Here is a 12,885-nt window from a genome sequence, read left to right as displayed (position 1 = left end):
CCGGCCTTAAGCCGTGCCCATGCGCTTGACGCGGTCCTTGACCTCGTCGGAAAAGCGCTGGATATGGGCCTGGGTCAGTTCGAAGGGGTCCAACTTGTCGTCCAGGACCAGGGGCGTGAGGTCCATGCCCCAGGCCAGGGCCTTGTGCTTGTCCACCGCGTGGCTCTCGAAATAGGTGGCGTTGGCCAGGCGGCGGCCCCGGGTGGCCAGGTCGTAGCGCTTGCCCCCGCAGATCTGGGAATCGAAGACCCCCATCAGGGCGTCGGCCAGGTTCTCGTGATCGTCCACCGGCATGACCACCTTGTCCTTGTCGCAGAGCCAGTCCAGCGACCGCCAGACCTCGCACCCGATGACCCGCTGGGGCCGGTCCGCCTTGGGCATGCGGCGGATGGCCGCGATGACCCGGAGGGCCACCGCCACGTGGGTGTCATGCTTGTCCTGGAAGTTGTGGGTATAGACCACCCGGGGCCGGGTCTGGGCCAGGACCTGGTCCAGGTCGGCCGCCACGTCGGCGTTCTTGGCGTCCTTCACGGCCCCACTGGGGAAGTTCAGCAGGAAGTGGGCCGCGTATTCCCCGATCATGGCCGCCTTCTTCTGCTCGAGCTTGCGGACCTCCATCATGCGCTCGTCGCTGTAGTCCTTGTAGTGGGCGTCCCGGGCGCTGCCCGCGCCGTTGGTGACGGTGACTCCGGTGAACCATTGGCCGTTGGGATGCCCGAAGCATTCCAGGATGCCGTGGTAGGCCATGAACTCCAGGTCGTCCTGGTGGGCGCAAAGCCCCAGGTGGGTGGTGCGGGAAAGGGCGTCGGGCAGGGACTTGCCGTCCGGGACGAAGAGTTCGGCGCCGCCCGCTTTGAACGAGATGGAAGCCATGAAAAACCCCTTAAAAACCAAGATCGAACCACAGAGTACACAGAGATCACAGAGTAAATCAAAATGATTCCCAGGAGGAAGTCTTCTTCGTGCCCTCTGTGCTCTCTGTGGTTATAAGGCTTTTACTATTTAATTGAAGGAAGGCTCGCGGCGGCGATGGCCTGGCCCACCCGGCGGCTGGCCTCGTCCGGCAGGTTGACCTTCACCTTCTTCGCCAGGTCGGGCGCCACGGAGGCCAACACCTGCTTGGCCTTCTCCAGGAGGATCGTGCCGCCCTCGCCCGAGGTGACCCGGCCCAGGATGAGCACCTGCTTGAGCTCGTAGAATTCGGCGTAATGGGCCAGGGCATATCCCAGGTAGACCCCGATGCTCTCATAGATGGGGATGGGCCGCTTGTCGCCGGCCTTGAGCAGGTTCTGCACCACCTTGAGCTTGTCGCCGGGCGAGAGCTTGGGGTCCAGCTCGATGCCCGCGGCCGGGGCCAGGCGGATGACCGCGTCCTGGGAGAAATAGTTGACGCCCGTGCCCTGGTCCCCCGACCACTCCACGTCCACCGGCGCCTTGTCGGCGTAATCCACGGGGGCGAAGGCCAGTTCGTTGAGCCAGCCCGTGATGTAGCCCTGGTGGTCCACGTAGCCCACCGCCTGGCTGGTGCCCATGGCGATGCCCAGCACGGGCTGGTCGTTCAGGCTCATGGCCCCGGCCAGGGCCGTCACGTCGCCGTCATTGCAGACCTCGATGGGCACATCGCCCCACTTCTTGGCGATGTCGGTGTAGATGGTCTTGATGCGCTTCTCGAAGAGGTCCTGGGGCACCTTGCGGAAGAGCGAGGCCACCCGGGTCTTGTTGTCGATGAAGATGCCCGCCGAGCTCACCCCGATGGCGTCGATGCGGGGCAGGTGCTCCGCCGCGCGGCGGATGGAATCGTCGATGCCGTCGAAGTGGTATTGGGGGTCGCTGGTGATCTTGGGTTCCCAGACCACCTCGCAGGAGAAGACCTCCTTGCCGTCGATGACCGCCGCCACCTTGCGGTCGGAGCCCCCCGCGTCGAAGCCGATGCGGCAGCCCTCCAGGTGCCGGCCCACGGGGGCCGAGACCTCCTGGGCCTTGGGGAAATCCCGGTCGGCCACGTGGACCACCTCGAAGGAGGGGCGCTCATAGACCTTGGCCATGAAGTCGGCGTCGAAGGCCCGCGCGCCGCCCGGGGCATAGTCCTTCTTGAGGCGGTCGGCGATGGACTTGGGCCCCGCCACATAAACCTTGGACCCGCCCCTTTGCCAGAGCAGGAACTTGACCAGCCGCTCGGCGTAACGGTAGGAGGTTCCGGACTGGGCGTGGCCCTCGGGGAAACAGACGGTCTCGAAGACCCCGATCTGCCCGCCGGAACGCTCCAACCCCAGCTTCAAGGGAACGCCTTGGCCGCTCTTGAGGACCGCCTCCACGAAGCGGCGGTGCCCCAGCACGGCCGGACGATAGACCGGGTCCAGGGGCGGCGCGAGGGCCGGGGCGACTTGCAGGAGGCTTTCGGCGGCTTGGGTGGTCATGGGCCCTCCTTATAAAGGGTTGAACCATTTTTGGGTGTCATTGCGAGGAATGGCCGCCAAATAGGCGGACGTTGATGACGAAGCAACCTCAGTTCCAGATAAACTTCCTTGGAAAAGACCTATCTTGGACTGAGATCGCCACGTCGTGTACGCCCCGCAGTTCGCGGAGCACTCCTCGCGATGACAAAAGATCGATCCTTCTTCTACTGCAGAGCCCGGAACTTGGCTTTTTCCACGGCTTTGGCGTCATAAGACGGAATAATTCGGACGGAGGAAAAAAACATTTCGCAATTCGCGTCGGCTGTCGGGGTATGATTCCCCCCGAATTCCAGGACTCGTTCCCATTTAAAGGGACCCGTGATCTTAGCGCCGGTCGCATCATCATGGTGATAACCGTTCTCCGGAAAATCCGAAAGGGGTATGGTCACCAATTGCCATTGGGTCGTGACCTTACAATAGTCCGATAACTGAACTTCAGAAACCAGGTTATATTTCTCGTCGGCCTGCATTCCTTTTTCCATAATGAAACAAACTGAATTAGTTTCTCCGCCCTTAGCCCCGCGTATATAAAATTGAAGAGCCCCTGATTGTCGATAAGGAAGCAGATTCTTGCGGGACATGCCCACCCCAAATCCAGACCAAGCCGTGCCCTTCAGGGAAACATCCACCCAACGTTTGCCTTGCTTATCCACAATGACAATCTTGGAACCTTCAGGATAGGCATAGGAATAATCAGCCGCCGCCTTTTCTGAGATCAAATCTTTGACCGGCAAAGGCCCCGCAGAAGTTTCCGCCACAACGTTGGGACTTCCGGAGGTGAAAAAATGCGTTTCCTCGGTTGTTCCGTTGATCTTGGCCATAGTGGTCCAAAAACTTTCATCTTCGGCCCCAAAATACCAAACCCCCAACCCATAAAGCTTGTTTCGCTTTACCACATTGGCTTGGGCTTCCAGACATTGGGAATCCGGGATCCACGCTTCATGTTGTTGGTTTTTGTCATCCGTGTAATTGATCTTCAATTCTTGACTGTAGTCGTTGTCACGGACGGGAGTAAGTTTATATTTTTGCAACAGGTCCTGGAAGCCGGACCAAGTCAAAGTATCACCATGTGTTCCGACCCAATCGTAACCATAAACTGGATAACCTATTTCCAGTTCAGGGGCAGGAATAACGGATGCCGCATATTTGATGCAAGTCTCGGCCCACTCGGGAGCAGTCACGCATCCCGGCCCGCTGGTAGACCAATGAAGATCGTAGGTCATGGGCATGAATTGCTGGACCACCCCGCCAATTGCGTGATAATCCTGAGCCTGTGGCCCACCCCAAGTTCCATTGGCATCCACCTTTGCATGGGCGGCGATCCCCAGTTTGAAACCATTGGCCTGGCAAGCCTTGCCCAATTCCGCCATGAAATTTGAGAACCCTGCCTTATCCTCAGCCTTAAGTTCCTCATAGTCGATCTGGATCCCTTCGACTCCGTCGGCTTTCCCATAGTCGATCAACTGCTGGATATGGCGTTTGCGGAGATCACCGTCATTCAGGAACTTTTCGACCCATCCGGCATCATGAGCCCCGATGGCGACGTTATAGTTACCGATCATCCACCAAGTCTCACAACCTCCTTTTTTGGCGGCGGCCATAACCTGGGCTTTCAAATCCCCGGTCGCATCAGTAACAGGCGCTGGCATGCCATCCGGCGACAGGTGATACCATTCGAAGTAAGCACGATCGATTTGATTCGCGTGTTTGACAAAACTGGCCACCGATTTGTGACCTTGGTCCCAAAACGTGACCCAACCTGAAATGGCCACCGGACCTTTTTTCTTGGGTCCCGCAACCTGTGTTTGAGCGTGAAGACAAACCGGCAACAAAAGAAGGGCGGCGAGGAGTATCCCCCCCGCCTTTCTCCGTGTCTCCGTGCCTCCGTGATGGAGGGGACTTTGGCTTTTCATCATTTCGCCCCTCCTTTTTGGTCCGTGCCGAAGGAACGGTCCTTGATCTTCTTCCAGAGCTGGGAGACGGCGCCGGCGGCGTCGGTCTTGCCCAGCCAGAGGTTATCGAAGGTCGGGATCACGTTGCCTTGGTAGACCTCCTGCCAGTTCACCATGAGCGGCATGAAGATGCCGTAGGGCTCGGCCTTGAGGAGGATCTTCTTGTTCAAGGGCTTCTGGCCGTCGAGGAACACGGGGGAGTTGGCCACGCTCATGAGCGCGGGCTGCACCAGTCCGGTGGAGGCCATCTTCTTCTCGCCCTCGGGGCCGGCCAGGAAGGAGACCAGTTTCCAGGCTTCCTTCTTGTGCTTGGAGGTGGAAAGGATGCCGTAGCCCGACCCGCCGCTCTGGTAGCCGCGGGTGCCGCCCGGCCCCTTGGGGAACAAGGCGACGTCCCAGTCGAAGGTCTTGATGTCGCGGAACTGCGGGGTCTTCCAGATGCCCGAGATGAACATGGCGGCGGTGCCGTTCACGAACATGTCGGAGGCGCCCACGCCGCCCATGGCCGTCATGTTGGCCGGGGAAGGCATGACCTTGTACTTGTTCATCAGGTCGGCGCGGAACTGCAGGCCCTTGATGAACTCGGGGGTATCGAAGGCCCACTTAGTGGGCTTCTGCGGGTTATCGACCCAGCGGCCGCCGGCCGAATAGACCCAGGGCTCGATCATGGCCCAGTCCTCGGTGATGCCCCATTGGGTGGTCCGTCCGGCCTGATCGACCTTGGTCAGGGCCTTGGCGGCCTTCAGGAAGTCGGTCCAGTCCCAGTCGTCCGAGGGCATGGGAAGGCCCGCTTCCTGGAACTCCTTCTTGTTGTAGTAGAGCACGCAGACCGGGGAGATGTCCCGGGGCAGGACGTAAAGGCTGCCGTTCACCGTGAATCGGTTCATGAGGGTGGGATAGAAGTCCTTCAGGGTGGAAGCGTAGGCGGGATCGGATTGGATATAGGGATCCAACGGTTCCAGCACGTTCCGGAAATAGAGGTCCCCGATGTTGTCGGTGGAGGCGAAGATCACGTCCGGGGCCAGTCCGCCGGCGAACTGGGTCAGGAGCTTGGTGTTGTACTCTCCCCAGGGCACCCGCTGCAATTCGACCTTGATGTCCGGGTTGGCCTTCTGGAAATCGTCGATCAGGCCCTGGAGGATCGTGTTCTCCTTGATGTCCCCCCAGGAGGAGATCTTCAGGGCGTCGCTCGTCTTGGAACAGCCCTGGACCAGCATCCCCAGGAGCAGCAGCGCCCCCAGGAACCCCTTCCCCATCCCTTGGATCTTCCTCATACCGTCACCCCTTTCTTGACTTTGGACGCATGCGCCCTTTTGGAGGTTTCCTTCAGGTACCCGTTGAAGGAGCGCCCCATCAATTCCCAAACCTTGTCCGAATCCCCGCAAGCCTTGTCCGAAACGTGCTTGGTGCCCTCGAAACCCCACATGGCGACCCAGTCGGCGCCGCCATCCACGGCCCCCCGAATGGCATCGGGGACGTCTTGTTCGTAGCCCTTGGGCACCAGGAAGCCCTTCACCCACATCAGCAGGGGCTTCTTGTACTTGCGGGACCAGATCTTCATTTCCCTTGTATGTTCCAGGGCGTGCTTGTGGACGTCCTTCGGGCGGGAGGCGTCGTATTCGAAATAGGTCTCGCCGCCCATCACGTGGATGCTCTTTTCCGAGCACATATCCTTGAGGAACCAGGCCTTCTCCCCCGGCAGGAAGGTCATGGCGTTCTTCTGGCCCTTGGAGGCCGCGTAGCGGGTCAGTCCCAGCAGGAAATCGCGCGTGGAGCGGCGCTTGAACTCCTTCACTTCCTCGGTGTGCTCCTTGGGCAGGGCCTTCCCCGTCTCTTTCTTGAACTTCTTCTGGCAGAAGTCGCAGCGGCAGGACCAAGCGGAAGGGTTCGGGGCCCAGGAGCCGTAGGCGTCCAGCCAATTCAGGTAGAAGTGGGGCTCGTCCCAAAGCAGGTAATCGGCGTTGAAGGTGGAGGCGGCGTCGATCCATTTCTTCAAATAAACGGTCAAGGAGGGGCCGTTCAGGCAAAGGGCCGGAGCCACCTTTCCGTCACTGCGCACCTGGCGCTCGTCGGTGTGCCAAAGGGGCACCTGGGTCATGGATTCCCCGCCGAAGACCCCGGCGATGGCCCAAGGGTCGATGAGGACGGTGAGCCCCAGCTTTTGGGCTTCCTTGGTCATGTTCTTGAAGGTCTCCTTGTGGAAGGCCAGGTCGTTCTCGGCGAAGCAAAGGACGATGACCGAGCAACCCTGGCGCTTCACTTCCTTCATGTCCTCGATGAAATGTTTGAGGATGATGTTGCCGAAGTAGGCCGTTCCGAATTTCATTCGCTTCTCCTGTTACGCCCGCACCGCAGGCCGAGTTACAGCACCCAATACCATTGAACCGGTCAGCTTGTAAAAATCCCGCTCAGTGTGTCTGCGTCACCCGGCCGGCTGAAAGATCTTCTATCAACTCCACCCTCAGCCGACGGCTCTCAAATTCCACTGGAATTCGAGAGTTCTTCAAATACTCCTTAGTGCGTTTGCGTCACCTTCTTCAAATAGGGCGGCTGGTCCGGGTTCAATCCCTTCGCCGTCGCCACCGCCAAAGCGAGGGTCTGTAGCATGGGCGCCATTCCGATCGGATTGAGGATCTCGCTCCCCGCCGGCGTTTCCAGGGGGATGGCCGCCTTGTTGAGCACCGCCTTGACCGGGCTGAAGGCCATGACCAGGGCCTGGCGTTCGTTGAGCTCGTCCAAAAGTTCCAGGGTCCCCTTCAGGGTCTGTCCCGGGGGCGCCAGGAGGATGACCGGGAAATCCTTCCCCGCCAGGGTCTTGGGACCGTGGTGGAAATCGGCGGTCGAGTAGGCATGGGCCATGACCTGGGCGCATTCCTTGAGCTTCAGGGCGGCTTCCTGGGCGAGTCCGTAGTGGAAACCGCGGCCCACGACCACGCAGGAGGAGAGATGGAGGAAACGGTAGGAGGATTCCCAGACCGCCCGCGACAGGCGGCAGCCTTCCTCGACCAGGCGGGGCACCTGGGCCAGTTCGGCGCGGACCTTGCGGCCCTTGACCACGCATTCGATGAGGCCGTAGAGGACCAGCAGTTCGGCCGTGTAGGTCTTGGTGGCGGCCACGCTCTTTTCCGGGCCGGCCATCATGTCGATGGCGAACTCCGCTTCCCGGGCCAGCCGGGACTTGGGGTTGTTGGTGATGCCGATGGTCAGCGCCCCCTGGGAGCGGGCCTTCTGGATGATGGAGCAGACGTCCGGCCCCTCGCCCGATTGGGAGACGCCCAGGACCAGCCCGCCCTCGTAGTCCACCTTGCCGCCATAGAGGGTCATGATGGAGGGAGCGGCCAGGGAGACGGGGATGCCCCATTCCTTCTCGATCAGGTAGCGGGCATAGGTGCCGGCGTTGTCGGAGGTGCCGCGGGCGGCCAGGATGACGAACTTGGGGCGGCGCGCCGCCACGGCCTCGGCTGCGTCGGCCAGGGCCTTCCACTGGCGGACCAGGAACCTCCGGAGCACCCGGGGGCTTTCCTGGATCTCTTTTTCCATCAGGGTTTGGGTGGTGTTCAAGGGAACCCCTTTCTTTCGGCCTTAGCTTCGCCGAAAAGGAAAAAGGGGTATATCGTTTTATACACTTTTTAATATCAGTTTTTTATCGTCAATGAAAATCGACTTTACAGGCACATTCCTCAAAGCAAAACATCAAGGTTGCTACAGCAACGGTACTAAATGGTGGTTAAAAATTTCGCTTTCTGAACTTTATTAGTTTTCTAAGTTTTTTAATTCCCTTCTCCCTAAATTTGACCAAGAGCCCAATAGCATAAATCCCAAGCAAAAATAAAATCGGAACGAATATGTACATAACGATTTGGTACAACCACAGATTATCAAAACTGGATAATCTCATTACGTTCGATCCTCATCATTCTCGTCGTGAAAATAAATTGATTTTCAAAAGTCATTATCGGATCTTATTTTTCATCTTGTAAATCATCACGAGCCCCGATCATCCCTTTTGCTGGCGGAAGGCCTGGGGGGTCTGACCCGACCGGCGCTTGAACTGCTGGATGAAATAGCTGGCGGACTGGAAGCCGCAGTCCTGGGCGATCTGGCCGATGGAAAGGCGGGTGGTCTCCAACAGGCGCCGGGCGTGGTCACAGCGCAGTTGGAGCAGGTAGTCGGAGAAACCCATGCCGAAGGACTCCTTGAAGCAGCGGCTGAAACGGGAGACCGAAAAGCCCGTCCGGGAGGCCACCTCGGTCAGGGAAAGGGACCTTTGGAAGTTCTGGGCGATGTAATCCTTGGCCCGCTCCAAGCGGAAGTTGCGCTCCCCCCTCAGGGGGGATTGGAAAAGGTTCGAGAAGAACTCCAGGTGGGAGCGGAAAAGGCCCAACAGCTCGGCCGAGGTCAGGGCCCCGGTGTATTTCTCCGACAATTCCTTCGAAAGGGTGGTGAATTGGGGTTCCACCACCAGAGCCCGTTTCTGGACCGTCTCCATCAGCATGAAGAGCAGCTGGATGAGATGGACCCGCAGGACCTCCGCTTTCTCCGCCGAGGCCCGCAGGGCTTCCCGCACGTATTCCTCCCGCATGAGCCGGATCTCCTTCTCCTCCGCCCGGCCGCAGGCCTCCACCAGCTTCACCGCCCAATGAAGGACCGTGAACTCGGTGTTCTCGGGTTTGGCCTCGTATTGGTCCTGGTAGAAGACCTGGGACTTCTGATGGTGCAGGCCCAGGTGGAGGGCCAGGGTGGATTCCTGGAAGGCCTCGGGCAGTTCCTCGGTGGCGTGGTCCAGACGGGAGATGCCCACGAAGACCGAGGTCTTGAACTTCTTGCGCAATTGTTCCTCGATGGCCATGGCCATGTCCCGGACCTGCAGGCGGGCTTGGGCGGCGTTCCGCTTCGGATCGGTGGAGGTCAGGAAGAAGGCCCCCTGGTTCTCCATCTTGCCGCAGACCGTCTCGGGAAGTTGCCGCACCATCTCGAAGCAGGCCCATTGCATCTGGGCCGACTGGACCATGGACCGCACCTCGCTGGTGGCCACCGCGCCCTCCCGGCCCAGCATGACCGCCAGCACCGTGTTGGGATGGCGGGTCAGGTGGAATTCATCCCGGTCCCAGGGCGCCAGTTCGCTCCCCTGCCAGGGCCCCCAAAGGAGGCGGTTACGCTTGACCTGGCTGTAATGCCACATGCGGTTGGCCATGTGCTGCGAGAAGACCTGGGCCTTCATTTTCTCCACCTGGCCCAGGAAACCCGGGTCGGGCCTTTCCTCGGCCACGAACTTCGCCAGCGCGTCGATGAGCTTCCGGTAGTCGGGGAGGGCCTGATCGGAGATCAGGGAGGTCTGCAGGAGGATCCGGGCGTAATCGTTGAAGATGGGGTCCGCCAGGCCCGGCGCCTTCCCGGCCAAAAGGCTGAATTGCTTGGACAAGGCCTCGAAGGATGGGATGGTCCGCTGGAAGGAACCGGACACCACATAGGCCACGCATTTGCCGTTCTGCAGCACGGGGGCGAAGTAATCCCAAAGTCCCGAATGCTGTTCCAGGACGCCCTTTTTCAAATGGGCGGCCTTCTCGAAACAATCATGGTTGTACCGAAGGCGATCCGCCTTCTTCCCGAAATAGAGCTCGAACTGGAAGGGCGAGGGATCGCCCGAGGGGGCGGCCAGGGTGTACCAGAGGTCGGGCTGGCGACGGTCCACGACGTAGCACGGCAAGGAGACATAGTCGGTGAAAAGGTTGATGACCGCATTGTTGGAAAGCACGCGCGAAAGCCAAGGAGGCGTGGCGGCCTCGCTGGCGGTCCCGGTCCTTAGGTCGATCCTGGGGCGTTTCATGCGCAATCCATTGATAGGGGTTCGACAATAACTTTACAAGTTTATCACGGGGGTCCCCCGGGAGTAAGGGCTAGGGCAAGAATTTGATATGGGTCTAACCGGTCAAAATATGGAGCTCGAAGGAACAAGGACGAACGCCGATATCGATCCTCCGAAGGGGGAACCCACCTGCCTTCAGGACGGATCAACGGGATGCCCATCCGGGTCCATCGCTGTCCATCCCTGTTCCAAGGTCCCGCAGTGGGATTGGCTATAATCCCCCCATGGATCGACCCCACCTATTCTTGCTGGACTACGACGGCACCCTCACTGACTTCGAACGGGACCCGGAGCGTTCCCTGCTTTCACCCCGGGCGAAGAAGGTCCTTCAGGGACTGCGCAAGCGATACCCGGTCATCTTCATCAGCGGGCGTTACCTGAAAAGCCTCCGGAAGGTCTCCGGCCTCCCCCACTTCCCCATGGTGGGGACCCACGGCTTTGAAAGCCGGAACCTGCCCAAGCACCTCCGCTTGGCCAGCCCGGCCCAGGAACGTTTCTACGCCAAGGAGGCCCAAGGGCTTTGGAAAGCGGTCCAGCCGCTCCTGCGCCGGTTCCCCGGCATCCATATCGAGCACAAACCCTATTCCTCGACCCTCCATTACCGGGGCGTTGCCCTGTCCCCCGCCCAGGTCCGGTCTTTGGAGCGCGGATTCCGGGCGATCTTCCGGCGGAGCGTCACCTTGGAACGCTGGGACCTGATGGCGGGCAAGATGATGCTGGAGGCGAAGCCGAGGGGGTTCAACAAGGGCAAGGCGGTGAAAAAGATCGTCCGGCATTTTCCCGACCACCGGGTGGTCTATGCGGGGGACGACATCACGGACCTGTCGGTCTTCAAGTCGCTCGGGAAAAAAGGTTTGAAGGTGGCCGTGGGGACCCGTATCCCCAAGCGTTACTCGGACCTGCGCTTCCCTTCCCCCAAGGCCCTCCTGGAGTGGCTGGCCGGCTTCACCCGGGGCTGAGCCCCTTAAGGGTTATGCCAGACGTCAGGATAGTAGGCGCCGCTCCCGGGCCAGAAGGCCCCGCCCCCCGCGACCCAAAAGGAATTGTTATAGGCGTAGCTTTCAGCGGCGAATCGTTTGGCGAAGGGTAGGGTCGCATACTTTTGCGTCCAGGTCGTCCCATCGTTGGTGACCCACACGTCATCATCCACACCCGTGTTGGGGATGGTCGGCATATAGGAACTACCGGCCCCACCCATGAGCCAGATCTGGTTGTAATAGACCTGGGCGGAAGCATAGACCCGTCCTGAAAAACCCGCGTTGGCCGTGGCCTGGGTCCAATGGGTCCCGTCATTGGAATACCAGGCATCCGAATAAGAGTTAACGTAATAGGCGTTCCCACCCGCCGGAGTGGCCTTTCCCCCGGCGATGACCCAGATGGCCCCATTGAACACCACACAGGAAGCACCGGCCCGAGCCGAGGGAAAATCAGCCTCCCTTTTCCAATTCGCACCGTCGGCCGAACTCCAGACATCCGACATCGCGGCCAGCCCTAGGCTATTGTCCCCGCCGATGACCCAAATGCGTCCATTGAAGACCACGCAACCAAAATCCTCCCGGGCTGCGAAAGGCGCGGCGGCCGTGACTTGGGTCCACTGGACCCCATCGCTGGAATTCCAGACATCATTCCCGAAACCACCTGTGACCACTCCGCCGATGACCCACAATTTGCCGTTGAATACCACCGTCCCGCATCCCCACCGGGTTCCGAAAGGAGGATTGGCCAGGACCTCGGTCCAGGTGATCCCATCGGTCGAGGACCAGACGTCCGCCTTGACCCCGCCTTGGATGGAGCAATCGGTCCCACCTCCGATCAGCCACATCTTATTGTTGAAGACGGCGTACCCCGAGAACATCCGGGGACCAAAAGACGCCGAAGCGGTGGCCTGCACCCACCCCAAGGGCTTCTGGGTCGGCGTGGCGGTAGCCGAGGCCGTGGCGGTCGCGGAGGGAGTGGGGGTCCCGGTGGCGCTGGGGGTCGGGGACGAAGTGGAGGTCCCCGAAGGGGTGGCGGATGGCGACGCGGTGAGCGTCGGCGACGGGGTCCAGCTCACGGTCGACGTCGAGGTCGCCGTATTCGGATCAGTCGCAGTCGGGGTAAGGGTGGCAGAAAAGGTGGAAGTCGGGCTGGAAGTGGGCGTCTCCGTGCAGGTAAAGGAAGCGGTCCGTGTCATGGACGGCGTCCCCGTGCAAGTATCGGAGGGGACGGGCGTGGACGAGGGTGAAGCGGTCATGGTCGGGGACGGGGTGTGGGTATCCGTGATCGTGGGCGTCCAGGTCTTGGATGGAAATTGGGTATCCGTCGGGGTCGACAAGGAGTTCGAAATGCCAGGAGCGGCCGGGCCTGAAAAGGGCCTGTTACACCCCGCCACCCAGGACAAGATCATCCACCCTAGACACCCCAGGACCTTGAAGGAAGAACGCATTGGACCCCACTCGGAAAACACTGAAAATATTGCCTGGTTCCAGGTGCATTTTCAGTGCCATCCACGGGGCAAATAATTTAATGATAAAGCGCCTATGTTGGAACGAACTTGGCCCTTTCTCAGGCCACCAAGACCTGACCGACCCGTTAGAAATCGCTCTTTTTCAGCGATCCACGATCAAAAAAC

The 12,885-nt window shown here is 60.0% G+C and carries 9 protein-coding genes; 1 reads left to right on the top strand and 8 read right to left on the bottom strand.

The features are described 5' to 3' along the window. Positions 1-6: 6 nt before the first annotated feature. The 7 genes from VHE12_07340 to VHE12_07310 all read right to left on the bottom strand — a co-directional run bounded on the left by VHE12_07340 (position 7) and on the right by VHE12_07310 (position 10,235). Positions 7-873: a PIG-L family deacetylase gene (locus tag VHE12_07340; protein ID HVZ80598.1), complete on the bottom strand. Its 867-nt coding sequence runs from the start codon at positions 871-873 to the stop codon at positions 7-9. Positions 874-998: 125 nt separating this feature from the next. After that, positions 999-2,417 carry an ROK family protein gene (locus VHE12_07335; protein ID HVZ80597.1) on the bottom strand — a complete coding sequence of 473 codons (1,419 nt, stop codon included), beginning with the start codon at positions 2,415-2,417 and terminating at the stop codon, positions 999-1,001. Positions 2,418-2,620: 203 nt separating this feature from the next. Further along, on the bottom strand, positions 2,621-4,372 hold the full coding sequence (locus VHE12_07330; GenBank protein ID HVZ80596.1) for a glycosyl hydrolase family 18 protein: 1,752 nt from the start codon (positions 4,370-4,372) through the stop codon (positions 2,621-2,623). Further along, a complete protein-coding gene (locus tag VHE12_07325; protein HVZ80595.1) occupies positions 4,369-5,682 on the bottom strand; it encodes a sugar ABC transporter substrate-binding protein in 1,314 nt (437 codons plus the stop codon). The genes VHE12_07330 and VHE12_07325 overlap by 4 nt, the downstream gene beginning before the upstream one ends. Beyond that, positions 5,679-6,734, bottom strand: coding sequence for a hypothetical protein (locus VHE12_07320; GenBank protein ID HVZ80594.1), 1,056 nt, complete (start codon positions 6,732-6,734; stop codon positions 5,679-5,681). Before VHE12_07320 ends, VHE12_07325 begins: the two co-directional genes overlap by 4 nt. Positions 6,735-6,922: 188 nt before the next feature. Continuing rightward, positions 6,923-7,969, bottom strand: coding sequence for an SIS domain-containing protein (locus tag VHE12_07315; GenBank protein ID HVZ80593.1), 1,047 nt, complete (start codon positions 7,967-7,969; stop codon positions 6,923-6,925). Positions 7,970-8,405: 436 nt separating this feature from the next. Then, the gene (locus tag VHE12_07310) at positions 8,406-10,235 is read right to left on the bottom strand and encodes an AraC family transcriptional regulator (GenBank protein HVZ80592.1); all 1,830 of its coding nucleotides are present in this window, start codon (positions 10,233-10,235) and stop codon (positions 8,406-8,408) included. A gap of 263 nt (positions 10,236-10,498) precedes the next feature. On the opposite strand from VHE12_07310, the gene otsB reads away from it, so the two are divergent. Beyond that, positions 10,499-11,233: a trehalose-phosphatase gene (otsB, locus tag VHE12_07305; protein ID HVZ80591.1), complete on the top strand. Its 735-nt coding sequence runs from the start codon at positions 10,499-10,501 to the stop codon at positions 11,231-11,233. A gap of 5 nt (positions 11,234-11,238) precedes the next feature. Here the strand turns inward: otsB and VHE12_07300 are convergent, their stop codons facing one another. Then, positions 11,239-12,699, bottom strand: coding sequence for a hypothetical protein (locus tag VHE12_07300; protein HVZ80590.1), 1,461 nt, complete (start codon positions 12,697-12,699; stop codon positions 11,239-11,241). Positions 12,700-12,885 lie beyond the last annotated feature (186 nt).

The sequence above is a fragment of the bacterium genome (genome assembly GCA_035549195.1).
Classification (GTDB): Bacteria; Oederibacteriota; Muellerivitia; order Muellerivitales; family Muellerivitaceae; genus DASZRK01.
Note: the sequence above shows the minus strand (reverse complement) of the source record. Positions and strands in the feature narration are given on the sequence as shown.